21 protein-coding genes and 1 tRNA gene are annotated in these 26715 nt (G+C 42.9%); 1 reads left to right on the plus strand and 21 read right to left on the minus strand.

The window, feature by feature from the left end; all coding sequences use genetic code 11:
• Window positions 1-12: 12 nt before the first annotated feature.
• The 16 genes from D6853_RS06905 to D6853_RS06980 all read right to left on the minus strand — a co-directional run bounded on the left by D6853_RS06905 (window position 13) and on the right by D6853_RS06980 (window position 18710).
• Complete coding sequence (locus tag D6853_RS06905; RefSeq protein WP_207667210.1) at window positions 13-1461, minus strand: cell wall hydrolase; 1449 nt, start codon at window positions 1459-1461, stop codon at window positions 13-15.
• A 1-nt stretch (window position 1462) separates the two neighbouring features.
• The gene (locus D6853_RS06910; protein ID WP_120657300.1) at window positions 1463-2518 is read right to left on the minus strand and encodes a Gfo/Idh/MocA family protein; all 1056 of its coding nucleotides are present in this window, start codon (window positions 2516-2518) and stop codon (window positions 1463-1465) included.
• A 26-nt stretch (window positions 2519-2544) separates the two neighbouring features.
• On the minus strand, window positions 2545-3882 hold the full coding sequence (locus D6853_RS06915; RefSeq protein ID WP_120657301.1) for an SH3 domain-containing protein: 1338 nt from the start codon (window positions 3880-3882) through the stop codon (window positions 2545-2547).
• Window positions 3883-3935: 53 nt separating this feature from the next.
• Window positions 3936-4007 (minus strand) — tRNA-Arg (locus D6853_RS06920).
• Window positions 4008-4094: 87 nt separating this feature from the next.
• Window positions 4095-4991 carry a DUF5688 family protein gene (locus D6853_RS06925; protein WP_120657302.1) on the minus strand — a complete coding sequence of 299 codons (897 nt, stop codon included), beginning with the start codon at window positions 4989-4991 and terminating at the stop codon, window positions 4095-4097.
• A 124-nt stretch (window positions 4992-5115) separates the two neighbouring features.
• Entirely contained in the window at window positions 5116-5673 is a 558-nt protein-coding gene (gene efp / locus D6853_RS06930; RefSeq protein ID WP_092248490.1) for an elongation factor P, read from the minus strand.
• Between the two features lie 97 nt (window positions 5674-5770).
• Window positions 5771-6541, minus strand: a complete 771-nt coding sequence (locus D6853_RS06935) for a hypothetical protein (RefSeq protein WP_120657303.1) — start codon at window positions 6539-6541, stop codon at window positions 5771-5773.
• Window positions 6538-7077, minus strand: a complete 540-nt coding sequence (locus D6853_RS06940) for a hypothetical protein (RefSeq protein WP_120657304.1) — start codon at window positions 7075-7077, stop codon at window positions 6538-6540. The genes D6853_RS06935 and D6853_RS06940 overlap by 4 nt, the downstream gene beginning before the upstream one ends.
• Before the next feature lie 49 nt (window positions 7078-7126).
• Window positions 7127-7741, minus strand: a complete 615-nt coding sequence (locus tag D6853_RS06945; protein ID WP_120657305.1) for a L,D-transpeptidase — start codon at window positions 7739-7741, stop codon at window positions 7127-7129.
• A gap of 96 nt (window positions 7742-7837) precedes the next feature.
• Window positions 7838-8266: a type II 3-dehydroquinate dehydratase gene (locus D6853_RS06950; protein ID WP_120657306.1), complete on the minus strand. Its 429-nt coding sequence runs from the start codon at window positions 8264-8266 to the stop codon at window positions 7838-7840.
• A 51-nt stretch (window positions 8267-8317) separates the two neighbouring features.
• A complete protein-coding gene (locus D6853_RS06955; protein WP_120657307.1) occupies window positions 8318-8968 on the minus strand; it encodes a DUF1961 family protein in 651 nt (216 codons plus the stop codon).
• A gap of 68 nt (window positions 8969-9036) precedes the next feature.
• Complete coding sequence (gene carB, locus D6853_RS06960; protein WP_120657308.1) at window positions 9037-12303, minus strand: carbamoyl-phosphate synthase large subunit; 3267 nt, start codon at window positions 12301-12303, stop codon at window positions 9037-9039.
• A complete protein-coding gene (locus D6853_RS06965; RefSeq protein ID WP_120657309.1) occupies window positions 12303-13523 on the minus strand; it encodes a carbamoyl phosphate synthase small subunit in 1221 nt (406 codons plus the stop codon). Before D6853_RS06965 ends, carB begins: the two co-directional genes overlap by 1 nt.
• Window positions 13524-13554: 31 nt before the next feature.
• Window positions 13555-17361 (minus strand): phosphoribosylformylglycinamidine synthase, encoded by a 3807-nt coding sequence (locus tag D6853_RS06970; protein WP_120657310.1) that lies wholly within the window; start codon window positions 17359-17361, stop codon window positions 13555-13557.
• A 230-nt stretch (window positions 17362-17591) separates the two neighbouring features.
• Window positions 17592-18197: a TetR/AcrR family transcriptional regulator gene (locus D6853_RS06975; RefSeq protein WP_120657311.1), complete on the minus strand. Its 606-nt coding sequence runs from the start codon at window positions 18195-18197 to the stop codon at window positions 17592-17594.
• Between the two features lie 30 nt (window positions 18198-18227).
• Window positions 18228-18710, minus strand: a complete 483-nt coding sequence (locus D6853_RS06980) for a hypothetical protein (RefSeq protein ID WP_092248520.1) — start codon at window positions 18708-18710, stop codon at window positions 18228-18230.
• A gap of 203 nt (window positions 18711-18913) precedes the next feature.
• On the opposite strand from D6853_RS06980, the gene D6853_RS06985 reads away from it, so the two are divergent.
• Entirely contained in the window at window positions 18914-19798 is an 885-nt protein-coding gene (locus D6853_RS06985) for a LysR family transcriptional regulator (RefSeq protein ID WP_092248523.1), read from the plus strand.
• 23 nt (window positions 19799-19821) lie between these two features.
• Here the strand turns inward: D6853_RS06985 and D6853_RS06990 are convergent, their stop codons facing one another.
• The 5 genes from D6853_RS06990 to D6853_RS07010 form a co-directional block, all read right to left on the minus strand.
• Window positions 19822-21294 carry a hypothetical protein gene (locus D6853_RS06990; RefSeq protein WP_120657312.1) on the minus strand — a complete coding sequence of 491 codons (1473 nt, stop codon included), beginning with the start codon at window positions 21292-21294 and terminating at the stop codon, window positions 19822-19824.
• Window positions 21295-21363: 69 nt separating this feature from the next.
• On the minus strand, window positions 21364-22449 hold the full coding sequence (locus D6853_RS06995) for a hypothetical protein (RefSeq protein WP_120657313.1): 1086 nt from the start codon (window positions 22447-22449) through the stop codon (window positions 21364-21366).
• A gap of 26 nt (window positions 22450-22475) precedes the next feature.
• A complete protein-coding gene (locus D6853_RS07000; protein WP_120657314.1) occupies window positions 22476-23705 on the minus strand; it encodes a hypothetical protein in 1230 nt (409 codons plus the stop codon).
• A 17-nt stretch (window positions 23706-23722) separates the two neighbouring features.
• Window positions 23723-24448, minus strand: coding sequence for a hypothetical protein (locus D6853_RS07005; protein WP_120657315.1), 726 nt, complete (start codon window positions 24446-24448; stop codon window positions 23723-23725).
• 11 nt (window positions 24449-24459) lie between these two features.
• Window positions 24460-26694: a T7SS effector LXG polymorphic toxin gene (locus D6853_RS07010; RefSeq protein WP_120657316.1), complete on the minus strand. Its 2235-nt coding sequence runs from the start codon at window positions 26692-26694 to the stop codon at window positions 24460-24462.
• Window positions 26695-26715 lie beyond the last annotated feature (21 nt).

Raw genomic sequence — 26715 nt, forward strand, 5'->3', positions numbered from 1 at the left:
TTTGTGATGATATTAATCATCGTCATCATCTTCATCGTCATGATCATCGTCATCGTCGTCATCATGATTTTCTTCTTCGTGCTCTTCTTCCTCTTGCTGCTCCTCTTGCTGCTCCTCTTGTTGTTCCTCTTCCTGCTGCTGTTCCTCTTGCTGCTCCTGTGCAGGCTGCTGATCCTCGTGATTTTCGGATTCTTCTTCACTTGCTTCTTCAGCAGGTGGCTCTTTTGTCTGCCATCTGTAGAAGAACGCGTGATTACCAATCATGGTATATTCACTTATGCGATAGTAATCCGCCCATTTCTGAGTCATGAAGAACAGATAATCTCCGACACGGGCTCCGGCAAGCACTTCCTGTGCAGCCCTGATACATGTGGAATTGGGTCCGTTTGCAATAATAAACTCTACCTTACCCGACCTGTACGGAGCAAACTGGTTGGGCTGAGTAATAACACTTACAACGTCATTTGGGAATGCCGAACTCTTAACTCTGTTCATGATAACGGAGCCGACGCCAAGCTTACCCGTATAAGATTCGCCGTCAGACTCTGCCTGTATTGTCGCAGCAAGCCATATAAGCTCGGTGTCACTGGCTGAATATGATCCGGATGTATCTTCCTTTGTACGTGCCAGTCTCTCGGCTATCTTCTGAGCAAGAGCTGCCTGCGCTGCTGCAGTCTTAGCTTCAAGCGCTTTCATCTTTTTATCAAGCTCAGCAAGCTTCTTGTCATAATCCTCGAGCTTGTTCTTTTCGGAAGAAAGAGAACTGTTAGTAGTGTTAAGCTGCCCCTTGACCACACTGGTAAGTCCTGATATCTCGTCATGCTTCTCATCAAGCTGCGCCTGATATGCATCAAGCTCAGCTTCCTTTTCAGCAACGACAGCTGCCTTGGCCTCTATATCTTCCTGAAGTGCCTTAAGCTCTGAGATTTTTCTTTTATCATATGCAACTATGGCATTGATATATTCAAACTTGGTAAGGAGCTCTTTCATCGTTCCCGACTCGAGCATAAGACGAAGAAGTCCTTTACTACCTCCGTTTTCGTATGTTGATTGCATACGAAGCTTGAGAAGTTCATAACGCTCCTTCTCCTCCTGCCTTGCTTCCTGAAGCTGCTTATCAAGCTCAACTATCTCAGCCGAGACTTCTGCCAGTTTCTCTTCTGTAGCAGAAATCTCTGAGTCTATTGTGTTTAGTTTGCTGGAATAACTGTTGATCGTAGATTGCAGAGCGCTGCTCTGACTCTGCAGATTATTTACATTTGATTTGGTCTGCTCCTTTTCGCCCTGTAACTGCTTGATGGCGTCCTTGGTCTCCTTACTCTCTTTCTCAAGATTGGAGATGGTCGCTCTGGTCTCTTCCTCCGTACCAAGATCCTCTGTCTCATCGGCATAGGAACTAAGCGGAATATTACCCCATATTATGGCAAAAAGAAGCATCCACGCCAGAAATTTTTTCTTCATTTTATTCTTCATGTTCAGTATCTGATTCATTCTCCGTCTGTTCTTCGATAGCGGCAACAGGCTCCGCGGTAAGGATATCTTCACCGGGGAACTTGATATTGTTGCTGTTACGGATGAAATCCATCATATTGAGCATCTTGAGAGTCTCGGCATGCGGCATCTGCGGGCACTCTAAGCTGTGATCGGAAAGAGCCTTGACGCAAGCCTCCACTTCATACTCATATCCTGTCTTCTGCTTGGGTCTCTTGTAATATGCCAGCTTCTTGTAGGTGCTGTCATACACGGTGATACCCTCTATATTGTTGATATTGTCGACAACAATAAATCCCTTGCTTCCGTAGATAACGCCTCTTCTGTCGCTGATAGAAAGCGCAGAAGCGTTAAGCACAGCCATCTTGCCGTTATTATAGCGAAGGGTTATGCTGTCATGAACATCCATTCCTTGCTCGTTAAAAGTACACATGGAAACAATATCGGTGACTTCATCACCAAATACCATGGAAGCAAAATTAAGTGTATATACGCCGAGATCAAGAAGGGCTCCGCCTCCCAGTTCAGGAAGCTTAATCCTGTCTTTTTCTCGAATATTATATCCAAGATTTGCGGTAAGCATGGTGGGCTCACCGATAACATTGCTTGCAATGATCTCGTTTAGCTTGTCTCTCATAGGATGGAATCTTGTCCACATAGCTTCCGCAACCAGAAGCTTCTTTTCCTCGGCGAGTTTGAAAACATCCTCGGCCTGACGTTCATTAAGCATAAATGCTTTTTCACAAAGAACGTTCTTGCCGTTCATAAGAGCGAGCTTGACATTCTTGTAATGCTCGGAATGAGGCGTGGCAACATATACAAGCTCCACCTTGGGGTCAGCCAAAAGCTCTTCATAGGAGCCGTATGCTTTTTTGATACCATAGGTCTGTGCAAATTTATCGGCACTTTCTTTGGTTCTGGAACCAACTGCGTAACAAGTCGCTCCTCTCACATTCTTAAGAGTCTCGGCCATGACACCAGCAATCTTTCCGGTTCCCATAATCGCAACCTTAACGCGTCCAAACATAAGCTATACCTCCCCTTGTCTTATCATTACTCTTTTATAAACTCGGTTTTAATATATCCTGTCTTGTTCTTAAACTCTACCTTAGACCATTCAGAGCCTACTTCTACAACATTGACCGTTTCTGCCTTATAGATTGTCGCAAGAACATCACAGTCCGTATTCTGCTCTTTTCTGAGCTTAACCGTATCGGTAACTTCGTGCTTGCCCTTAGAGATTGAAGAAGACTTGCCCTCATCCTTTTTATCGGATGTATCCTCGGCCTTTTCTTCGTTATTGCTGTCTGTATTCTCTTCCTCGGTATTATCTTGCGTATCGGCTTCTTCCGTAGTCTCCTCAGTCTTCGGAGCCTCTACGGTCTCTTCGCCTACAACCTCAAAGAACTCTGTCTTAACAAAAGCTTCTCTGCCCTCGTACTCGATCTTACTCCATCCGTTGGCACGGGCCTCAAGCTGCTTGAATTCCTGATTGGTCTCGGTCTTGCCTATAACTTCCGCAGTCTCGGAATCTGAACTTCTGATATTGATAACACTGGTAGCCTTGATGGTGTACTGAGTGATAGTCTCGGGAGCTTCCTCCACTTCCTCTGAAGATGCTTCCGCAGCACTCTCTTCAGCTTCATTGGAAGCCTGAGCCGATGCAAGTGCTTCGCCTACGGAAATAGGAAGCTCGGATCTCATTTTGTCAATAAGCTCCGCAAGCTGCTCATCCGCGTTGACCATCTCATTGTACTGAGATGCCACCTTGTTGTTGAGATCGATAACATCAGCCTGCACGTTGACCTGCTTGATATACTGAATCTCAGCTTCGTCCGTAATATCTCCGTTTATGTAAAAAGAGCCGTCTTCTGCTGTACAGATATACATAGTATCAAGTCCGGGTACCGGCTTGTCATAGTCTATGAGCTTAGCTTCATTATAAACATAAGCAATGTAGCTTCCTTCTACAGGTCCGGGCTTGGTATAAACCTTGATATTACCAAAGCTCTCGATATAGCCCGAAGCTGCGACAGCTTTTAATACTTCCGTCTCATCGAGTCCCTTATAGATCTCTTTGATTACCTCTTTATCACCTTCGGCAGCAGCTGCATAGTATTTCTCAATAAGTGCAATTATCTCGGAATTGGTTTCTTCAACCATCGTTGCATCCTTTACTGCATATAAATCTTCCTGTGCCGCATTATCATTGGTTGCAGCCTCTTTCACAGCTCTGTGATTGGCGCTAAGTGCTATTGCTACGGTAACTATTACTGCTACTCCAAGTATTATAGGCATAAGCAATTTCTTATTATCTTCAAGAAATGCAATTATACTCTTCTTCTCATTACGCCAGTTTAATAAATCGTTCTTATTCTTTTTTCTTTTCATGACCAAAACCTCTATAATTCCCCGTTCAAGAGGGTACTTCTTGTATTTTTCGATGCACCCGACAGGAATCGAACCTGCATTAAAGGCGTCGGAGGCCTTCGTTCTATCCATTAGACTACGGGTGCATACATACTTCACTATCATACCACAAGATGTCCAAAAACGAAAGCCGCCCATCCCGCCGCAATTGGCGGGGGATGCGGCTCTTTGGTTTATTCTTCATTGTAGATACGCAGTTTATCCGCCTTTGCTTCATACAGATATAAGTTATCACTAAGAAAATCCTTGGGTTCAAGAGTTGTGGTATTTACCTCTTTTATGATATCACGAAGCGACATTCCATCCTTATCTTCCTTGCAAGCCTTTAGCGCTATCACTTCATGAACGGATGAGGGAATGATGAATATATCTCCCCCAAGCCTCTCTGATAATTCTTTAAGTACCCCGGGGTAAAAGATAACTCCGGCCCCGTAAAAATCATTACTATTGCCGGCAACGATCATTCTGCGCTCATCTGTGTTTTCCGGAAGCTTGATCTTATTGATCTCCTCAAGGAGCTGAAGCAGGTCACGGAGCTTAACTGGAGAATTTACCGGTGAATATTCCATCACATTTTCCCATAACTCCTCGATAGAGATCTCCCACATATCAAGGTGATTATTCTTGATCACTATATTACCTTTTCCTATTTCATCACTTTCAAAAAGACACATCGGCACCAGCGCCAGATCTTCATATTCTCTGTAGGGAACATCTATTAACATCTTTTCGTTCCCGGCTTTGTTGACCACCTTAAACGAGAGATTATTTACAACATTGGAGAAATCCGTATAAAAGCTCATATCGATAGGCTCTTTAGGTGAATGCTCCCTGTAAATCCCGATATAGTCATCGACAAGCTTCCCTATCGAAGTACCTCTTTTGTACTCCTCATAGAAGCTGTCTATGTAGATTGCCGGCGATATATTCTCGTCAGTTTTTTTGATACAGATCGTATGATTAACGACCGAATTGTTCTTGAGCATTTCCTTGTATTCTACCTCGTACTCATCGCCGAGAGCACCCTCCAACTCATTTACCATTATTTTCCCAAATTCTTCTATATTCATAAAGTCCTCTTTTCATACATTTTTTGGTAAAAAGAAAAAGCAATAGAGACATACATCTCTATTGCCTATATTAGTTTCTTTATGAATAAGTATGACTTTATCAAGCGTCAGTAAGGTCGTCAGATTAAACTCTTGAAAGATACTCGCCTGTTCTTGTATCAATCTTGATAACGTCTCCCTCGTTAACGAAGAGAGGAACTGCTACTGTAGCACCTGTCTCAACTGTAGCGGGTTTTGTAGCACCTGTAGCTGTGTCACCCTTGAATCCGGGCTCTGTCTCAGAGATTGCAAGCTCTACGAACATAGGGGGCTCAACTGCGAATACGCTTCCGTTATAAGACATAACCTTGCATACTTCGTTCTCTTTAACGAACTTGAGAGAGTCACCAATCTGGTCTGAAGTAAGACCAATCTGCTCATAAGTCTCTGAATCCATGAAGTTAAAGATATCTCCATCCTGATAAAGATACTGCATATCCTTCTTGTCGATACGAGCTGCAGGGAACTTCTCAGTGGGACGGAAAGTTGTCTCCTTAACACCACCATTGATGATATCCTTAAGCTTAGTTCTTACGAAAGCAGCGCCTTTACCGGGCTTAACATGCTGAAATTCAATAATCTGACATACATTGCCATCAATCTCGATGGTCATACCATTTCTGAAATCACTTGCAGAAATCATATAAAAATCCTCCTAAATTACATCACATCAAACAACTAGTTTATATTAAACTATAAGATTTGATTTTTCAACTGTTTTTTTAATAATTGTAAACAGCTTACCAATCGGAATCCCAATCGGTATATCCGGAATCCCAATTACCCGAATCCCAACCGGAATCGGAGCCGGAGTCCCAACCCGAGTCATAATGCGAATTCCAATCGGAATCATAATGAGAATTATAATTAGAGTCATAACGGGAATCATAACGCGAATCATAACGGGAATCATAGCTTCCGTTACTTCCGGTACTGCCGCCTCCGGAGCAGCTTTCAAAGCCAAATGCAAATGCACAAAAGATTATGATCACCGCGATAATAAGTCCAAACGGATTATATTCTCTCGAATCGTTTCTGTCGTAGCCGCCTCGTCCGAAGGTTCTGTCGGTGTCGACCATATCACTGCCCGTATCCACAGAATAATCGGAAAAACCGCTGGCTTCATATTCATCCATTCTGTTAAAACTGTTCAAGAATCTGCGTCCGTCGCCTACGTGCTCGTACTTATCACGTTCGCGCTGTGCCATATCGGCGGCGTAATGAAGCTTTTGATTGGCTATCTCGGACTGCAAGCGGTCATAAAGCTCAACTACAGCAAACTCTTCGTCTTTTCCCTGATAGCGAACCGCTCTGCTGCCATCAGCTTTGTTCTTGTAAACCACAAAATCCCCTGTGGCCTCATCCTTGTAAATACCAAAAGCCCTGGGCCCCTGATAATTAAAACCTATAAAAAATCTGGTCTTACTCTCCGTAAGACCATTCTTTTCACAGTAGTCCTTCAGTTCTTCAATTGTCTTGGGAATTCCACCCTCAGTATAACTTAAACTCATGTATCACTTTCCTTTATAGTACTCTTTATCATATTGGAATAATATGGATCTATCCCTTTTGCGGATATTTCTCTCTGAGCCGTGTGCTGAGCTCCCGAGAAAGTATCCGTGTTGAATCTGTTGTGCGAAGCGATATTATCTGCGATCATGCTTCCTATATCAAACTTGGGAAACGGAATCGAAGTGTCGACCCTCTGTACATGCGCTGCTTCCGTATTTTTTGTCTGCGGAACGTCTTTTACCGCTGCAACCTGTTTTGCCGGCGTAATATCAGATCTTATATATTTCAAAAGATCGTCTTCCGTAATTCCGTATTTCGCCGCAATATCTTTTACCGTGGTATCTGATGTTATGCCATCGAGACTCTTCCCCGTCTCGTCAGAGATAGCCTTATCCAGATACTTTTGAAATATCCCGCTTAAACCTGTATCAAACGGATTCTCGCTCTCTTTCTGAGCAAGTAACTTACTTGAATCCGATATCGAACTTAAATAATTGTTTACCGCACCTGTTATCGCAGAAATATCAAATGCCATATTTTTCCCCTCAAAATAAGATTTTTACATTTTCCTCATAAAAACTTGATCAGTGAACTATTACAGCCGTACCGATCTCTATCATGTCATAAAGCTGATACGCCACGTCCTTGGGAAGGTTTACACATCCGTGCGATCCGTTCTTCTTATAGATCTGTCCGCCGAACTTACCTCTCCAGCTCGCATCGTGAAGTCCGCAGAAGGTAGTGAATCTCATCCATCTGTCGACCCAGACGTTCCATGTGGGACCTACGAGATACTTGCCGGGAACCTTGGCGCGCAGAACGAATCTTCCTCTGGGAGTCGAATTGCCGGTACTCTCTTTACCCGTAACGCAAGGCGATGTAAGCACAACCTCGCCGTCAACATAATAAGTCATCGTCTGATTCTCGATATCAACATCAACGTATGTGTCGATCGTGGTCGCCGGCACACCTGCCGCCTCTTCTTCCGCGTTCTTAAATCGTCCCTCATCCATACCGAAATTGAGGTAGTGATTATACAGCTCGAGTACATCATCACCGAATGCCTCATGAACATCGGGATATTTGGCCGCATAATACACCGCGTCAAAACCGCTCGCGAAAGCAGGTGTTGCGGTCACAAAGCTCAAAATAAAAGCCGCGAAAATAATTGTGCTTACTTTTATAATAATATTTCTCATGCCAAGCTCCTTTGGCACATGCAAGCATGTACGCTGTTTAGAATTATGACACCTATATCATATCAACATTATAAGCCAATTCTTCGCGGTTTTACATCATTTTTTTATATAATCCATTGCTTCGAGGTAGCCGTTTAACCCATGTCCGTATATCTGCTTGTCACAAGCAGGCGCCGTTACTGAAATCTTGCGGAATTCTTCCCTGGAACTGATGTCGGAAATGTGCACTTCAACCTTGGTGATATTCTCTATACTCTTAAGCGCATCGTGGATCGCATAGCTGTAATGTGTATACGCGCCGGGATTTATTACAATCCCTTCGGTTCCGTCGCTGTAGGCAGCCTGAATCCTGTCGATTATGGCACCCTCATGGTTGGACTGATAGAGCTCAACCTCATCACCTTCCGCCTTCGCCTTTTCTTTTATCATATTGCAAAGATAATCATAGTCCTGATTGCCGTAAACCGCCTTTTCTCTGATTCCGAGGAAATTGAGGTTCGGTCCGTTTATAACCAAAATTTTCATACGCTTCTCCCATTATTTATATATTAAGTCAAAAGATCTTTTGACAACTTATCATATCCATGTGACTTTGAGATTTCTGTACTGCGCAGCCATCGCGCCTTCCTGTTTAAATCCGATCCGGCCGCCCGTAAGAAGCTCTCCGCACTTTAGGCCGTCATCCGCAAATCCGAGGATATCCATGTCATTTATGGCAAAAGAGACTTTGTCTTTATTCTTTACAACAATCATCTTGTACCAAAATCCGTCGCTATCCTCTGATTCTTTTGCGCCGCTATAAGCCTGCGCTACAGCATCGGGAAGAGGATCTGCTCCGGAAGCAACTTCCCACGTCTGCACGGGATCGCTCTTAAAGAGCTTACTCACATGAAAAGCCTTGGACGCCGCTCCTTTTCTTCTATAAAAAGAAAGCTCAAAGAAACTTCCGCTGCCGGGTTCTCCCTTAGCAGCATCGTCACTTTGCGCATTCTTACAAGCAAATATCAAAGATGCTCTTCCGCCTGACGAAAGAGGCATAAATTCCCACTCAATACGGACATCAGAAGGAAAAGAGCCTGTGCATAAAAACGCAGCCTCGCCTTCCTTATCCTTTGTCTCTATCTTAAGTGCCCCTTCCGGAAAAGATATATCGGCGTTTCCGTATAACTCGAAGTCCCGAGCAATATCTTTTTCCGAAAGAGAATTGTCTAAAATCAGCTTAGCCATAGTGTTTCCTCATAAAGTAATACCATGTCTAATTCATCCGCATACGCGGATTAGCGTCATCTGTTACATTAAAGCTTTGCGATATCCACAAGCTCAAGTCCTTCTTCAGAATTGGTTGTCTCAAGGCTTGTTACAAGAGCCTTGGCTGTGTCGAGAGCAGTGATAACGTTAACACCTGTCTCGATCGCAGTTCTTCTGATAAGGAATCCGTCACGTGTCTTATCTCTTCCCTGTGTAGGTGTATCGATTACAAGGTCGATCTTGTGACCTAATATAAGGTCGATGACCGTAGGTGATTCCTGAGAAAGCTTGTTGATCTTTCTTGCCTTTACTCCGTTGTCGTTAAGAGTAGCGGCTGTGGATCTTGTCGCGTAAATGATATATCCGAGTTTCTCATAACGTCTTGCGATGTCGATGATCTCGCCCTTATCGGAATCCTTAACGGTGATGATCATCTGCTTATACTTCGGAAGCTTAACTCCTGCTCCGAGGAATGCCTTGTAAAGTGCTTCATTGAAGTTCTTACTGATACCAAGGCACTCACCTGTAGACTTCATCTCAGGTCCAAGGCTGATCTCAGCTCCTCTGATCTTCTCAAATGAGAATACAGGCATCTTGATCGCTACATAGCCTGCCTCAGGCTGAAGTCCGGGTGTGTATCCGAGGTCCTTAAGCTTCTTACCGAGCATAACTTCTGCTGCAAGATCAACGATCGGAATACCTGTAACCTTACTGATGTAAGGAACGGTACGTGATGATCTGGGGTTAGCCTCGATAATATATACTTCATCGCCCACAGCTATGAACTGTACGTTTATAAGTCCGATTACGTGAAGAGCCTTTGCAAGTCTTCTTGTATATTCGGCGATTGTCTGCTTAACCTTGTCCGAAAGAGACTGTGCGGGATATACAGAAATCGAGTCACCTGAGTGAATACCTGATCTCTCGATATGCTCCATGATACCGGGGATAACGATGTCTTCACCGTCGCAAACGGCATCAACCTCTGTCTCAACACCCTGAAGGTACTTATCTACAAGGATAGGGTGATCCTGAGTATATCTGTTGATGATGTTCATGAATTCCTCTATCTCTTCGTCCGAAAGAGCTATCTGCATGCCCTGTCCGCCAAGTACGTAGGAAGGTCTTACAAGTACAGGATAACCGAGACGGTTGGCAACTTCTTTGGCTTCTTCCGCTGTGTATACGGTAGCACCCTGAGCACGCTTTATCTGTGTCTCTTCAAGAATCTGATCAAAGATCTCTCTGTCTTCTGCCGCATCTACATCCTTGGCATCAGTTCCGTAGATCTTAACGCCCATCTTCATAAGATCCTGAGTAAGCTTGATGGCTGTCTGTCCACCAAACTGAACAACCGCTCCGTCGGGCTTTTCAAGTCTTACGATATTCTCTACATCCTCGGGTGTAAGAGGCTCGAAGTAAAGCTTATCCGCTATATCGAAGTCAGTACTTACAGTCTCGGGGTTGTTGTTTATGATAATTGTCTCAAAACCGGCCTTCTTAAATGCCCATGTTGCGTGAACAGAGCAATAGTCGAACTCGATACCCTGACCGATCCTGATAGGGCCGGAACCAAGTACAAGAATCTTCTTTTTGCCACTGTCAGCCTTAAGAGCAGCTTCATCTTCAGAATCAGGTCCGTTGTAAACCGAGTAGTAGTAAGGCGTCTCAGCCGCAAACTCAGCTGCGCATGTATCAACGATCTTGAAGGTAGCCTTGATATTGTATTCATATCTAAGCTCTTTTAACACATCCTCAGAGAAACGTGTGAGTCTGCTGATAACCGAATCGGGATACTCAAGACGCTTAGCTTCAAGAAGTGTCTCAAAGCTGATGATCTTCTTGGCTTCCGCAAGGTCTGCATCCTTACCCTGTGTATTCTTCTCACCGATCCTAAGGAGCTTAAGCTCCATCTTAACGAGTGCGTGAAGCTTATCAATGAACCAGATGTCGATGAGTGTTATGTCATGGATCTGCTCGTGTGAGAAGCCTCTTCTGAGCGCCTCGGCGATAACCCAGATTCTCTGATCGTCTACAATTTTAAGACGCTCTGTAAGCTCGTCGTCGTCAAGCTCAGAGAAGTCATAGCTTGTAAGGCAGTCAACGTGCTGCTCAAGTGAGCGGATAGCCTTCATCATGGCACCTTCAAAGTTGGTGCAGATACTCATTACCTCACCTGTTGCTTTCATCTGTGTCGTAAGAGTTCTCTTTGCAGTGATGAATTTATCAAAAGGAAGTCTCGGGAACTTAACTACGCAGTAGTCAAGTGTAGGCTCGAAACTTGCATATGTCTTACCTGTGATGGCGTTCTTGATCTCATCAAGTGTGTAGCCGAGCGCGATCTTGGCTGCAACCTTGGCGATCGGATATCCCGTAGCCTTGGAAGCGAGCGCGGATGAACGGCTTACACGAGGGTTAACCTCGATTACGCAGTACTCAAAGCTTGTGGGATGAAGAGCAAACTGTACGTTACATCCACCTGTGATCTGAAGCTCGTCGATGATGTTGAGAGCGGCACTTCTGAGCATCTGGTATTCCTTGTCGGAAAGTGTCTGAGAAGGAGCCACAACGATGGAGTCACCTGTATGTACACCGACGGGATCGATGTTCTCCATGTTACATACCGTGATGCAGTTTCCCGCAGAGTCACGCATTACCTCGTACTCGATCTCTTTCCATCCTGCGATGCATCTTTCTACAAGAACTTCGTTTGCACGTGAAAGTCTGAGTCCGTTCTCAAGTATCTCCTCACACTCAACCTGGTTGTGAGCGATACCGCCGCCTGAACCGCCGAGCGTGAACGCTGGACGAAGAACTACAGGGTAGCCAATCTTGTTGGCAAACTCAACACCGTCCTGAACGTTGTGAACAACGAGTGAAGCAGCGCAAGGCTCACCGATTCTTTCCATGGTGTCCTTGAATTCCTGTCTGTCCTCAGCCTTTCTGATTGTCTCTGCTGTTGTTCCGAGGAGCTTTACGTTATGTGACTTAAGAAAGCCTGACTCATCAAGCTCCATTCCAAGGTTAAGTCCTGCCTGTCCACCAAGTGTGGGAAGGATTGAATCGGGCTTTTCCTTTTCGATTATCTGCTCAAGAACTTTGACTGTGAGAGGTTCGATATAAACCTCATCGGCAATGTCCTTATCAGTCATGATAGTTGCGGGGTTGGAGTTAACGAGGATAACCTCAACTCCTTCCTCTTTAAGTGAACGGCATGCCTGAGTTCCGGCATAGTCAAACTCTGCTGCCTGTCCGATTACTATAGGTCCTGAACCGATTACCAGTACCTTTTTAACATCTTTATTCTTTGGCATCAGTTCTTTCCTCCTACTTTTCCTTTTTTCATCATATCTATAAATCTGTCAAACAGATAGCTTGAATCCTGCGGTCCGGGGCATGCCTCGGGATGGAACTGCACAGTGAAGATGTTCTTGCCGACATAAGCAAGTCCCTCATTGGTTCCGTCGTTAACGTTTATAAACGCAGGCTCAGCTATGTTCTTATCAAGCTTATCCATGTCAACTACATAGCCGTGGTTCTGAGATGAGATATATACGCGGCCGTTCGTAAGGTCTTTTACCGGGTGGTTACCGCCTCTGTGGCCGTACTTCATCTTAAATGTATCCGCACCCGTTGCAAGCGCCATAAGCTGGTGTCCAAGGCAGATCGCAAAAATAGGTGTGTCTGAATCGTAGAGTTTTTTAATCTCTTTAATTACATCCACGTTCTCCTTCGGGTCACCGGGGCCGTTTGAAAGCATGATTCCGTCTGGATCATCCTTAAGGATCTCCTCTGCTGTTGTATTTGAAGGATATATCGTAACATCACAGCCTCTTGCAGCAAGTGAAGCCGCAATGTTCTTCTTGGCACCCACATCGAGAAGCGCAACCTTAAGACCTTTGCCGTTAAGCTCTTTTACAATCGCAGGTCTCTTTTCTCTCTTGGAGTGGTCGCCCGCAAGATCAGCCTTATAGTTATCCGCATTGAATACGGCACTTCCTGAAAGAGGTCCGTTCTCAGAAAGATCGGATACACCCTTTAGAACTATCTTTTCCTTGCAGGATACCTTGCTTACTACGTCGCCTGTTGTGTATGCGTGGAGCTTGTCTTTTATGCTGTCGAATGTAAGATTCTCATTGGTTGTAATGATACCGTTCATGGTTCCCTTTTCTCTGAGAATCCTTACAAGTTTTCTTGTGTCTATTCCTTCAATTCCGGGAATCTCGTATTTTTCCAAGAATTCCTGAATTGACATGTCGCAGCGGAAGTTTGAAGGGATGCGTGAAAGCTCTCTAACAATTACAGCGTCAACCCAAGGTCTTTCTGACTCCATATCGTCAAGGCAAACGCCGTAGTTTCCTATAAGGGGATAAGTCATGCAGACTGCCTGTCCTGCGTAGGAAGGATCTGTAAATACTTCCGTATATCCCGCCATCGATGTATTAAAAACTATTTCACTTATAACATCCTTGTCGGCTCCGAAGTGCTTGCCTTCAAAGATGCTTCCGTCTTCCAAGATCAAAAAAGCTTTCATTTATTTCCTCCAGATATAACTCATTTATTTCTTACTTAAAGTACTTAACACCACTCTCGAATATCTTGATGTCCTGCTCTCCGAAGATATTAACGGCTACGCCGTCGCCTCTTCTCTCTGAGTGAGCCATCTTACCAAGGCATCTTCCGTCAGGTGAAAGGATACCCTCAACCGCTCTGTAAGAACCGTTGATGTTCCACTCATCATCCATTGTTACGTTACCGTCGAGATCGCAGTACTGTGTTGCGATCTGTCCGTTCTTAAAGAGTGTATCAAGTACATCGTCGGGCGCTACAAATCTACCCTCACCGTGTGATGCGGGGTTAGTGTAAACTCCGCCGAGCTTAGCTTCGGAAAGCCAAGGTGAGTTGTTTGAAACGACCTTGATGTAAGCCATCTTGGAGATATGTCTTCCTATAGTATTGAATGTAAGTGTAGGAGAGTTCTCATTCTGTCCTGTGATCTTGCCGTTAGGTACAAGTCCGAGCTTGATCATAGCCTGGAAACCGTTACAGATTCCGAGCGCAAGTCCGTCTCTGTTATTGAGAAGATCTTCTACAGCTTCTTTTATCTCTGCATTCTGGAAGGCTGTCGCGAAGAACTTAGCACTTCCGTCAGGCTCATCACCTGCTGAGAATCCGCCGGGGAACATGATGATCTGAGCATTGTTTATAGCCTTCTTAAACTCTGCTACAGACTCTACGATATCCTCTGCGTTTCTGTTCTTGAATATCTTGATGTTTGTATTGGCGCCTGCTCTCTCAAATGCCTGCGCGCTGTCGTACTCACAGTTACTTCCCGGGAATACAGGGATGAATACTGTGGGCTTTGCAACCTTATTCTTGCATACGTAGATGCTGTCAGCCTTAAAAAGAGGTGACTCAACTGAAGTCTTCTCTGTTCCTACCGTTGAAGGGAATACCTTCTCGAGCTTGTTCTTCCATGCTGCAAGTGCATCGTTAAGGTCAAGAGTCATGCCGCATGCTGTTATCTTGGCATCTTCTGTAACTTCACCGATCTCTCTTGCTCCTGCGATCTTAAGTACATCTGCAAGCTTATCTGCGGGAACTTCAGCAACGATGTCTGCGATGTCGTTCGCAAAGAGCTCCTCTGCCTTGATTCCATCAGCAATCTTAACTCCGAGTCCGTTACCGAATGCCATCTTGCTGACAGCCGCAGCGATTCCGTAGCTGTCCTCAGCGTAAGCCGAAACAATGGCTTTCTTCTTCATAAGGTCTGTGATATCGGAGTAGATAGCCATAACCTTGTCGTAATCGGGAAGATCGAATTTATCTTTAGGGAGCCTTACCTGTACAAGCTTGTTTCCTGCTTTCTTAAGCTCGGGTGTGATGACATCCGAAAGCTTGGCAACGTCTACCGCAAAAGATACGAGTGTGGGCGGAACGTTGATCTCGTTAAATGAGCCTGACATTGAATCCTTACCGCCTATTGAAGCGATTCCGAAGCGAAGCTGAGCTTCAAATGCCCCGAGGAGTGCCGTGAAAGGCTCGCTCCAGCGCTGTGCATCCTCTGTCATTCTCTTGAAGTACTCCTGGAATGTGAAGTGGAGATTCTTGTAATCACCGCCGGATGCAACGATTCTTGATACAGACTCGGTTACCGCATAAGCAGCTCCGTGATAAGGGCTCCAGCTTGAAAGATAAGGATCGAAGCCATAGCTCATCATTGTTACTGTATCTGTTTTTCCTGAAAGTACAGGAAGCTTGGCGATCATCGTCTGTGTCTCGGTGAGCTGATACTTTCCGCCGTAAGGCATGAGTACTGAACCTGCGCCGATCGAAGAGTCGAACATCTCAACGAGACCCTTCTGTGAGCAAACGTTAAGGTCGCTCATCTGTGCAAGCCATGCCTCTTTTACATCATTATTTGAAAGAGCCTGTGATACCTTATCGGATGCAATCTTGTTAAAGTAGTTGTCCTCCTTCGCAGGAACTTCTACCTTAACCTTGGTCTCCTGATGAGCTCCGTTGGTATCAAGGAATGCTCTCTTTATGTCTACAATCTTTTTACCTCTCCAGTTAAGGACAAGTCTGGGTTCTTCTGTGACAACCGCTACCTTAACCGCCTCAAGGTTCTCTTCTGCCGCATATCCAAGGAACTTGTCTACATCCTTAGGCGCAACAACAACTGCCATTCTCTCCTGTGACTCGGAGATGGCAAGCTCTGTTCCGTCAAGACCTGCGTACTTCTTGGGTACAAGATCGAGGTTGATATCAAGGCCGGGTGCAAGCTCACCGATCGCAACGGATACTCCGCCGGCACCGAAGTCGTTACACTTCTTGATAAGCTCACTTACTTCAGGTCTTCTGAAGAGTCTCTGAAGCTTTCTCTCTGTAGGAGCGTTACCCTTCTGAACCTCTGCTCCGCATGTTGTGAGTGACTTGCTGTCGTGAGCCTTGGATGAACCTGTAGCTCCGCCGCAGCCGTCTCTACCTGTACGTCCGCCAAGGAGTATGATGATATCTCCGGGATCTGCGGACTCTCTGATAACGTGCTCCTGAGGAGCAGCTCCCATTACCGCACCGATCTCCATACGCTTTGCAACGTATCCGGGATGATAAACCTCTTTTACATAGCCTGTCGCAAGTCCGATCTGGTTACCGTATGAAGAGTAACCTGATGCAGCGCCGCGAACGAGCTTCTTCTGTGAAAGCTTGCCTTTCATTGTCTCAGCTACGGGAACAGTGGGATCAGCCGCACCTGTTACACGCATAGCCTGGTATACATAGCCTCTTCCTGAAAGAGGATCTCTGATTGCACCGCCAAGGCAGGTAGCAGCGCCACCGAAAGGCTCGATCTCTGTGGGATGGTTGTGTGTCTCGTTCTTGAAGAACACAAGCCAGTTCTCAGTCTTAACACCTTCGCCGTAGTCAACCTCTACAGGTACAACAACTGTGCAGGCATTGTTCTCCTCAGACTCTTCCATGTCTGTGAGCTTTCCGTCCTTCTTGAGCTTCTTCATACCCATGAGGGCGATATCCATAAGAGAAATGAACTTCTCTTTTTTCTTTTCATCTGTCTTGTAAAGATCTTCTCTTGCTGAGAGATATTCGTTATAAGCATTGACGATGGGCTCTTTGTAGAAGCCGTCTGCGAACTCAATATCTGTGAGCTCTGTGCCGAATGTTGTGTGACGGCAGTGGTCAGACCAGTATGTATCAAGAACTCTGATCTCTGTCATTGAAGGATCGCGGTTCTCATCATCGTGGAAGTATGTCTGGATCCACTTAAAGTCGTTGAAGGTCATGGCAAGTCCGAGTGACTCATAGAGATCCTTGAGTTCGCTCTCTGACATATCCTTGAAGCCGTCAAATACTGCTACATCGTCGGGCTCATCGTAGTTGGTAACAAGAGTTGCGGGCTTTTCGGGCGCAGCAATCCTTGAATCAACGGGGTTCATTGTATATTCTTGGATCTTAGCAAGCTCTTCATCAGATACATTCCCGATAAGCATGTATGTAACGGCTGTCTTGATGACAGGCTCCTCGTCGCCCTTGATGAAGCGAACGCACTGCTCTGCAGAATCGGCTCTCTGATCGAACTGTCCGGGAAGCGCCTCTATGCTGAATACTTTTGCATTCTGAGGAATCTCTATACTTTCTCTGTAAAGAATGTCTACAGGGGGCTCTGAAAATACAGTATTGCATGCCTTTTCAAAGACGTCTTCGGATACGTTCTCAACATCATATCTGATGAATATACGTACCTCCTCCACACTCTTAATGCCAAGGTAGCCCTTGATCTCTGCCTTGAGTTCCTTAGCCTTTCCGGCATAGGGGGCTTTCTTTTCAACATAGATTCGTTTTACCGTGCTCATAATATCTCCTCACATATATTGGTTTAAAAGTATTTGTATACATGATATACGAATTGCTCCGCAGCACAGCTGCTTTCGCAATTCTACAAACATTCGGAATCCGCTGATTTCCTCATATTTGTTCGGGTCATACAGTCAAAATGCTTAACATGCAAGCATGTACGCATTTATGACTTCTGACGCCTATATCATTTAAATAAAAGAGTGCCGATGGTTCAAAGCACTCTTTATTAATTACTGTTATTATTTAATTCATCGGGCACTAATCCCTCTAATACATACATAAGCTCTTTATCAATGACTTCTTCATTAATACCTACCGTCTTGGAAGTGATCTTGAGACCTTCCACAACGTACATAAGATTACGAGCACATCCAAGAGGGTTCTCACAATAGAATTCACCACTTTCAACGCCGTTTTCAATAAGCTTTTCAACTATTTTAACTGCGGTATCAAACTGTTTTTTAAGGGGATTATCCTTAGCCGATACTTTATTAACGGAAAAGTATTCATAAGTAGCGACAGTGAGATTGTTCTTTTTCCTGAGGATCTCTTTCTTTTGTTCTTTTAGGAAAAGAGCTAACATATCACCTGCAGATGCATTGCCGGAAAGAGCTGCCGTTACGGCTTCTTCATCGTCTTCTGCAATATCGTCTGCAAGAACTGCAAGGAATAATTCATCTGTACCGGAAAAATAGAGATAAAGACCCCCACGGCTTATGTCGCAGGCATCTACAATATCCTTCATTGTGACATTCTTGAAGCCTTTTTCGGCGAAGACTTCTCTGGCCTTGCCAAGAATGTACTTCTTTTTGATGGTGGATTTCTCTCCCATTCGTCCGCTATCCTCTGCTACTTGTGAATGTTACTGTCTTGAAAGGTTATCCTGTCCCCAGAACTTGATCAGTTCGTCCATCTTCTTGACTACCTGATACAGAACTCCCGTAGCCACACCTTCCGACCAAACAGAGCCCTTTACCATTCCTCTTAATATGTAACTGGAAAGGATTCCCGCAAGAGCATCCATGTCCGTGATTCCGGCTTCCTGTATAAAAAGAAGCTCGTCCTTATAGTTTCTAAGGTGATTCTCGCTGTAAACATAGACGTAGTTGCGATCTAGAAGATTGGTGGTCTGAGCCGCCTTTACAAAGCCCAAAAGATTGGAATCGTATACCGGAAACGGTATAGATTTGAGCTCGCTGTTTGAATAGGTCTGAGCGACCTCAACCTTGACGTTCTCTTTAAGCCAATTAAGGTAAGGTGTAATCTTCGCAAGCTCGGGTCGATATCTTAAAATAATATCCTCAACACTGTTCTCATTGACATTGTTGTCATTTTCCATGCTCATGAAATTCCGCTCCTGTTCTGGCTTTCGGCCGTTTCTAACTGAATTTGTGGCACTCAAAAAAACTCCTGTCCGAGTTCTCAAACATTATAGCAAGCAGATTTGCTAAGTGCAATATCCATTTTGATTAATAATGATATACGTGTCAAAATAGATTTATGCAATACGTACATCACTAATAAAATAATCCTTCTTTGGAGGAATCTATGACCAACAACCTCGAATATTATAAAACCTTTTATTATGTAGGAAAGCTTTCAAGCATAACTCTAGCGGCAAAAGAGCTGTCTATTTCCCAGCCCGCCGTGACACAGTCGATCCATCAGCTTGAAAAGTCCCTCGGCTGCACTCTTTTTCAGAGGACTTCCAGAGGAATGAAGCTTACAAGTGAAGGAAATCTTCTATATAGATATATCGAAAGAGGTTATGAGCAGATCGAGCTCGGAGAGCAGCGCCTTTCGCAGCTCCTTCATCTGGATGCCGGAGAAGTCAGGATCGGTGCAAGCGATATGACGCTCAGATTCTTTTTGCTGCCCTATCTTGAAAAATTCCATGAGCTCTACCCCGGAATCAAAGTTACCGTAACCAACGGTCCCACACCCGAGACGCTTTCTTCTCTTGAAGATGACAAGATTGATTTCGGCGTTATTTCCACGCCCTTTAAAGAAAAAGACGGCTACAGTTTCTTCCCCGTTTCCGAGATAGAAGATACATTTGTAGCCGGCCGTAAGTTTATTCAATATAAAAATAAGATGCTGGACTTCTCAGATCTTTCAAACGTTCCGTTAATAATGCTTGAAGGAAAGACAAGTACCAGAGATTATATAAGTTCTCTTTTAACCGAGAACGGTGCCGAGCTTCACCCGGAGTTCGAGCTCGCAACAAGCGACATGATCGTGCAGTTCGCGCTTAGAAACCTGGGAGTCGGCTGCGTTGTCAAGGACTTTGCAAAAGAGTATCTCGACAGCGGAGTTTTATTCGAGCTTCGTTTTAATAAGATGATCCCCAAAAGAAAGATCTGCGTTATCACAAACGAAACAAGACCGCTGTCGATTGCCGCAAGGAAGCTCGTTGAGCTTATAAAAGCCTGAAGCTTCGGACTTCCTAAACGGACTTATCGCTCCCTGATAACGTTGTTGCACATACTGATGAATTCCTGAAGGTCAGAATACATTTGATCTATTTTCTTAGGATCTCCGTTGCCAAGGTCTTCATTATCTTCTATAAGATCATCATAATACTCTTTATTGTTCTTTCCGTCGGAATTGTAGTAGTCCTTTAGCGTAAAGTACACTTCATACATTCTGGGAACATTGTTATCAAAATTGTTGCCTACATCTGTTCCGAAGCAGAACTCATAGCCATTACCTATATCCGTGCCTTTTTCCCTAAGTTCCTCAGAAAATCCGTCTTTACCTATAGTTTCTTGTACCCAGTGTCCGAGCGCTCTTGCTTCATACTCAACGGAATCGGGTTTTTTTACAGGTCTTGAAGCACGGAATTTCTCAAGTATATCATCGGCAACCAAGCCCTTTAACGGGTCTCCTTCCGCGGATTTCCTATTCTTGAAATTATCATCCGCAATCTCGATATTTGTCGCCTTCACACTTTCAACTGCATGATTATCCATATCTTTTGTGTAAACGTATGTTACTTTAAACTCTTCATAAGGATTGGCCTCAATAAATTTGCGCTGCTTACTTGTTATATCTACAGAAACACCTGCGGCATAAACAATATCGTCATCAGCTTCATCAAACTCAAAATGACTATAAGTAGATTCATCACTTATACGATTACACCATCCATAAAAAGAATGTTCTGAGCCGTCTTCAACATTTCCGTTGATTTCGGTAGCAGCCTCATTGAACTCAAAAACACCATTTCTAAATAAGGAAACAATACTGTATCCACCGAAGCAGCTCTTAGGATTTTCCGCAAGCACAACATATATCCCATATGTTTTTACTTCATCAGTGTTTCCGCGTCCTATTTCAATATTAGCGGTAATATTGATCTTGCCCTCACCGAGTATATCTTCCCCGCCTACTTCATAATCCTTGATCTCGCAATAAGTATTGTTGGTAGCATTCACGGTACTGCTCACATCAATACTGTCTTCTTTCATAGAGTCAAAAGATATATCGATTCCCGTAAGCGAATACTGGACATACTCAATCTGCTCTTTCGTTGCGATACAATGATTATCCTTTTCGATCTTCTGCTGCCTGTAAGCGTATCCATCCCAATCGGAACGAATGAAATGATCTATGAAATATTCCTGCCAGGTATCCTTTTTCGTTTCTTTATCGGCGGAAAACTCATCATAAGAAATTGAAATCTGCTCGATTGCCTCAAGAAGATCTTCATTCACTTCAGGCGCATAAGTTTCTTCCGAAGCATACTTTTCGACATCTGAAGTAGTCTGTTCCACTGATGCTTCTTCCTTGCTCTCTTCTACTTTTGCCTCGGTCTCGGTCGCCTGTCCCATTCCCACTTTGGGTGTTATATCCTTTGCGAAATTGCAACCTGTAAGACAAAGTGTCGTAATTGCCATTACCAAAAAATGTTTTCTAAACTTATGCATATCCTTCAACTTCCCCATTCTCAACGTTTATAACAAAATGTCTACAATAAAAAATCTGTAGTAAATATTTTATCCTTCTATAACAGCTACCGTTTCTTGAGTAAGCGATTCAAAAATGAATAGTCTTGAACCTATCCATCTAAAATCAAGGTCTGTATTTTTTTTCGCTTGTATCGTGGTAAGCTTCTCTTGTTGTCCGGAAGCAATATCAACTTTGTAAATATCGTTCTTATCGATAAGATAAACAGTATCGCTTGTAAAGCCTATGATCCTGCCTTTTTTTGTCTGATACACAACGTTGTTTTCTCCGGTCGTTACATCAAGGCTGAACAACACCTCTTTTTTGACATAATCTGAATGCAGTGCTGTACTTCCGCCTTTCATTCGGTTTTTACTAAGCCTGTTCTTCGGAATTGTTATTATGCCATACAGCTTCCCGTCAACCTCGGAGAAGCATCCCCACTGCGCATAGATATAATCCTTGCCGCTTATACTGTCTATCGCATATGTGTTATCTCCAACAACTCCGGTATAATTTTCTTCACCAAAGTTCTTTTTTAAAACCACTTCCATTCCGTCATTCATTATATAGCTACGCTCAGGTATATCATCATAAAGCGAATGCTCTTCTATTTTATCGCTTTCCTGCATCTCGTCCCACGACATATCATGAGTCCCATAACTTATAACAAATTTCTGATCATAGTTTTCAATCAAACTGATCTCGCCGTCTTTTTCCCTTAAGATCAGATTAAATTCAGAAGCATATAGTGTCTGCATATCGATATTCTGAAAATCTCTGTTAAAGCTTAGATAGTTTAAAGAATATTTTGTATTAGCATAGGGTCTGCTTAAAGTAAACAAAACACCGCCTCTGCATTCAACCACTTCATGTATCCTGTCAGATTCTGTGTTTTCAACTTCAAACAGCTTGGTATCTTCTCCACTTTCAACATCAGTTCCTACAATCACTGTACCCGGATACTTTTCTCCTTTAACCACTCTATAAACATATTGTAGGTTCTCATCATTAGGTCCAAGCTGAGTTACTGCGATCCTTCGCCATGGATCATTGTATGAACATCCGACAAGTGCTGATATCGCAACAGACACAACCACTAAAACAGTTATTATCTTAGTTATAGCTTTTTTCATAATTATCTTTTTCTCTCCAATCTGTTTTATGGATTTGAAATCCCCATAACCTGTATATTCTCCGAATTACCACTATCCGAACCAATATGCTTTATTGCATCTTCTATATCTGAAAACTCTTTATTTTCCAGTCCGGAATTATGAACAATATAGCCATACGATCCGTCTGTATGAGTTACTATCTCAATATTTACTGTATGGATCATCTGGGTAAGATCATTTTTATCATTGTAAACAGTTACAATTAATGTATCGCTGGATTCGGCTATCTTTTTAATCTCTGAATAATCAGTGCTCTGACACAGCTGAATATCATATCCTTGCGAACAAAGATTCTCATATATCACCGTGGGAGAAGTTCCCCATATTCCGCCTAAAGTAGCCCCTCTTCCTTCATATTGCCTGATAAGTTCAGCAACTTCATCAACGCTCATATCATACCCCAGCGAATGCATTGCATTAACTATAGCAATAAGCTCACAACCGGAGTATGCCATAGTTCCGGCATCTCCCGGTGGATTGAGGCCGTAACTGACATCCGTCCACTGCCACTGATTCTCAATATACTCTCCGGGAGTGTAAACGTCGGCAATAGATATTCTATTTTTCAGATAGTGCGATATTGAAGCAATGGCACCTACTCCTGTAGTTTGGCTGAGTAAATATAATACAATAAGTAGTTTTTGGTTACTCCAATTTTCAGGAATATAGCCTTCTATTAAATATTGAGCTGCCTCTTGCAAATCCTCAGCAGATATAGTAATAAGTGGTTCCGTTACTATAGGCCCGGTCACTCCCGGAAAAACACCTAAAGCCGGAGAAGCAACCGCAGAGGTTTTTATTGCTTTCAAGTTTACATTCACGGCGGTATTATTTTTAGCAAAGTCTTTTGCATTTATATTTTTAGTAATTCGCCGTGCATTTGTTTCATCAACAGCTAAAGCCTTTGACAACGCAGCATCCGTTTTATTAATTGATGCTTGAATTTCAGTCACAATATGGTCGACATCTTCTGTCAAAAATTTTCTAAGGCGCTTGTCGCTATCAGCAACACGGTGCCAATAGTCCGCAAGACGCATCATACATTCAGTCCCGCAAACTTTATTTTCCATATTAAAAGGTGATTCATCAAATACCATGTCACCTGCGCTGTTTCGCACTATACCCTGTAATCTGGTATATGTAGGGTTGTCCAAATACAGTGTATTGCTACCACTTTTATCAAAACCTTTTGTTGTTGATTGTAATTTCCCCATTTTTACCCTTTCTCTTTTTAAAGATCAGTGTCTACGCATTTTTCCAGATGATCTTTTCCTTTTACATGTATAACTTTATAGATTTCTACATCAGGTACATATTCTCTAATATCTTTACACACTTCATTAAGATCATATCCCTCTTCCCAATAATCAATTATGATCTGCTTGGGATTATTGACCTCTTTCAAAAATGCATACATTTTTCCTTTTGGTGTGTACGAATCACTATGAGATTGAAGTATAACAATCGGCACATCTATCTGAATATCTTCGCTTCCTTCAACCTCAACTTCGACGCTGTCCATTTTTATACACATATATTGAAGCTTTGACGTATCAGATTCCGCTAATTCATCCAAATAATCTATCCCATTTGAGCCATCACTAATATTTGAGAAAAAGGAAGGTGACATCTCATCTACATACTCATTTGTAAATGTTATGGCAAAACCATTCGGAAAATAGCCCGGATTATCCTCTACAAATTTATTATGCGCGTTAACCACATCGCATAATTCTTTATAACCTTCAAGCCCATTTTTATAAGTCAACTTCAATTCCATCTCGGCACTATCCAATATATAGACATTTGTTGTTAGATTCTTTTTGGAAAATAGTCCAATCTGTTTTTCCCACTTTCCGTATGACATTTTTACTTTGGAATTATTCACACTTCCACAGGCTGACAAGAGCATCAATAAAAAGACTAGGGTGAATATGATTTTTCTTCTTTTATTCATAAATTTGTACCTCATTTTATCTCAGTATATGTTATACTCGAAAACGGATTATTAATACGGGCATCTGAAACCACTTCAATATATTGATCATAATCTACATAAAAAGTTTGTCCCCACGAAGAAATCTCAACCATTCTTCTTAAATTCCCATTATCATCAGTTTCCTCATATATGGCAGTTGCAGTGACATAGTGACTCGAAGCACCATCGACTTTAGAATATTCTCCGGTTGATGGCTCGTAGGAATAAAAGGCCACTTCCTCTCCTCCACAATCAAACAATCCCCAAACAACCGGTATTCCGTTGTCCAACTGCTGTTTCATACTATCATAATCCGCTTCATAATCCTTTGTATAATCCCAGTTCGAGGTAATATTCACACCCTCTTTTTCACACATATTAGTGACAAAATCTGTCATCTCACCGGGAAAAGCACCTTTTACCGGGCCTCTTATCTGTTGTCTTCTACGCTCTGAGTACCGTTCCTGTTTTGGCTCTATCAAATCTTTAGCATCCAGATATTCATATACCAACTTCATATAGTCTTCTTTAGAAATGGTTTTCTGCCCCGTTAAATAAAGGTACTGATTTACGGAAGCGATTACTCCGCATCCGTACTTAGCCAATAATTCACCCATATCAGCCTCATCTTTAAACCACTTTTGAGCTCCGCCAAATCCCGTATCAGGATTACCATTTGAATCATATAATCCTGTTACAATAATAAAATTCTCATCAACAGCACCGGATCTTACTCTTTTCGAATCATCTACAGTAATTGTTTGATCCGCAACACTTTTTTTCGGAATGACTATTTTCGGTAAAGTCTTAATTGTAAGTGAAGGAGACGCAACAACTTTACTTTTATCAAAGAACGATGCCCCATAAACGGAAACATATCCAGCTGTTTGAAAATAATTCTTTAATGAAGATAGACCCTGTTCACTGATAACGTTACCGAAATGATTCCATAGATTTGTTATGGGTATATTCATTCCCGTAGCTAAAGTGTTAGCATTTAAAAGCCCCGGAACAGTCATAGCATTAGGTAGTGCTGCATTTTGAGCATTCGAATTTGCCAACAGGTTAGAAACTCCGGTTAATGTACATGTTCCTGCGACAAGATCTATCATGGAATTAACTCCGCCCTGCTGAAAATCATTATAGAAAACCAGTGCATTCTTTCTAAGATTCGAAAGATTACCTTTTTCAATAAAGCTTTTCATCGCTCCGCCCACTTCAAAAGCAAGCGCTGATTCCATAGGCGTTACTCTATATGCATCTCTATTTACCGGATGCTTTCTTGCATTTTCTGTTATATAATTTTTGAAATGATTATAGAATGGTAGAGAAATGATCTTCTTGGACAACGGATTATTGGCAGCTTCAATAGCACCAAAAGGACACAAAAATGTACCACCACCGTTTCTTCTGAGTTCACCTTGGGTAATCGCGATATCATTGCCTTTACCATGGAAATAATTATCAATATTACCGCAGAACATATCCAAACGATCATTAAGATTCCTTACAGTTTTGATATTTGGATTTCCAATAACTTCAACATTGGATTTAGCCATCTTAGGATCATCGTAATGGTATCCCCATATGATATCTGAGACAGCTTTCATTCTCTTATTAAGATCAGCACTGTTAAAGGGAGTCTCTCTTCCTTTAAGGTAACTGTTCATTGTATTGTCAAATTCGACAAGCCTATTCTGGCACTCTTTGAAATAACCGCCTTCGGGATTATCTCCACCGCATATATCTTCGAATGAAGCAAGCGCAGCCTTACTGTTCGGATATGGAAAGTCTCCGGGAACTTCATCCCCAAATTCAGCATTCAGATCATCCATTATACTGTTTGTTTCACTTGCTATCTCTTTAAATCTCCTGTAAAAATGCTTGAAATCATTGTTTATTATTTCAAGAGTATCGTATTCTATCCTGGCATTTGAAGACGGATCAACCATACTTTCAAAACTTTCCATGATAAATCTCTGATCCTTGATCATCATATCATGCATGTCGGTAGTATCGTTTATCAACTTACCTGTGCCAAGTTTTATAAATTTCTTGAGTGCTCGGGCAGTCATTCCTATAAACAAAGGATTAGCATCAAAATCGTTATTGGCCAATCTTGTTACATCTGCGTAACCATCATATGCCTTCTTTGAAGTATTAAGATATTCATAATACTGTGCAGATTGTTCGGCATCATAAAACTTCCCGTTATTAATCCCCATACTTGATTACCTCTTCCCTTT

The organism is Butyrivibrio sp. X503 (assembly GCF_003625475.1).
Classification (GTDB): domain Bacteria; phylum Bacillota; class Clostridia; order Lachnospirales; family Lachnospiraceae; genus Butyrivibrio.

Coding starts and splice junctions, on each gene's coding strand:
- D6853_RS06970 (WP_120657310.1), bottom strand. CDS start 17,361: ATGAGCACGGTAAAACGAATCTATGTTGAAAAGAAAGCCCCCTATGCC.
- efp (WP_092248490.1), bottom strand. CDS start 5,673: ATGATTTCTGCAAGTGATTTCAGAAATGGTATGACCATCGAGATTGAT.
- D6853_RS07005 (WP_120657315.1), bottom strand. CDS start 24,448: ATGAATAAAAGAAGAAAAATCATATTCACCCTAGTCTTTTTATTGATG.
- D6853_RS06940 (WP_120657304.1), bottom strand. CDS start 7,077: ATGGCATTTGATATTTCTGCGATAACAGGTGCGGTAAACAATTATTTA.
- D6853_RS06965 (WP_120657309.1), bottom strand. CDS start 13,523: ATGAAAGCTTTTTTGATCTTGGAAGACGGAAGCATCTTTGAAGGCAAG.
- D6853_RS06915 (WP_120657301.1), bottom strand. CDS start 3,882: ATGAAAAGAAAAAAGAATAAGAACGATTTATTAAACTGGCGTAATGAG.
- D6853_RS06955 (WP_120657307.1), bottom strand. CDS start 8,968: ATGGCTAAGCTGATTTTAGACAATTCTCTTTCGGAAAAAGATATTGCT.
- D6853_RS06935 (WP_120657303.1), bottom strand. CDS start 6,541: ATGAGTTTAAGTTATACTGAGGGTGGAATTCCCAAGACAATTGAAGAA.
- D6853_RS06950 (WP_120657306.1), bottom strand. CDS start 8,266: ATGAAAATTTTGGTTATAAACGGACCGAACCTCAATTTCCTCGGAATC.
- carB (WP_120657308.1), bottom strand. CDS start 12,303: ATGCCAAAGAATAAAGATGTTAAAAAGGTACTGGTAATCGGTTCAGGA.
- D6853_RS06990 (WP_120657312.1), bottom strand. CDS start 21,294: ATGCATAAGTTTAGAAAACATTTTTTGGTAATGGCAATTACGACACTT.
- D6853_RS06910 (WP_120657300.1), bottom strand. CDS start 2,518: ATGTTTGGACGCGTTAAGGTTGCGATTATGGGAACCGGAAAGATTGCT.
- D6853_RS06980 (WP_092248520.1), bottom strand. CDS start 18,710: ATGAGCATGGAAAATGACAACAATGTCAATGAGAACAGTGTTGAGGAT.
- D6853_RS07000 (WP_120657314.1), bottom strand. CDS start 23,705: ATGGGGAAATTACAATCAACAACAAAAGGTTTTGATAAAAGTGGTAGC.
- D6853_RS06975 (WP_120657311.1), bottom strand. CDS start 18,197: ATGGGAGAGAAATCCACCATCAAAAAGAAGTACATTCTTGGCAAGGCC.
- D6853_RS06905 (WP_207667210.1), bottom strand. CDS start 1,461: ATGAAGAAAAAATTTCTGGCGTGGATGCTTCTTTTTGCCATAATATGG.
- D6853_RS06985 (WP_092248523.1), top strand. CDS start 18,914: ATGACCAACAACCTCGAATATTATAAAACCTTTTATTATGTAGGAAAG.
- D6853_RS06995 (WP_120657313.1), bottom strand. CDS start 22,449: ATGAAAAAAGCTATAACTAAGATAATAACTGTTTTAGTGGTTGTGTCT.
- D6853_RS06945 (WP_120657305.1), bottom strand. CDS start 7,741: ATGAGAAATATTATTATAAAAGTAAGCACAATTATTTTCGCGGCTTTT.
- D6853_RS06925 (WP_120657302.1), bottom strand. CDS start 4,991: ATGAATATAGAAGAATTTGGGAAAATAATGGTAAATGAGTTGGAGGGT.
- D6853_RS07010 (WP_120657316.1), bottom strand. CDS start 26,694: ATGGGGATTAATAACGGGAAGTTTTATGATGCCGAACAATCTGCACAG.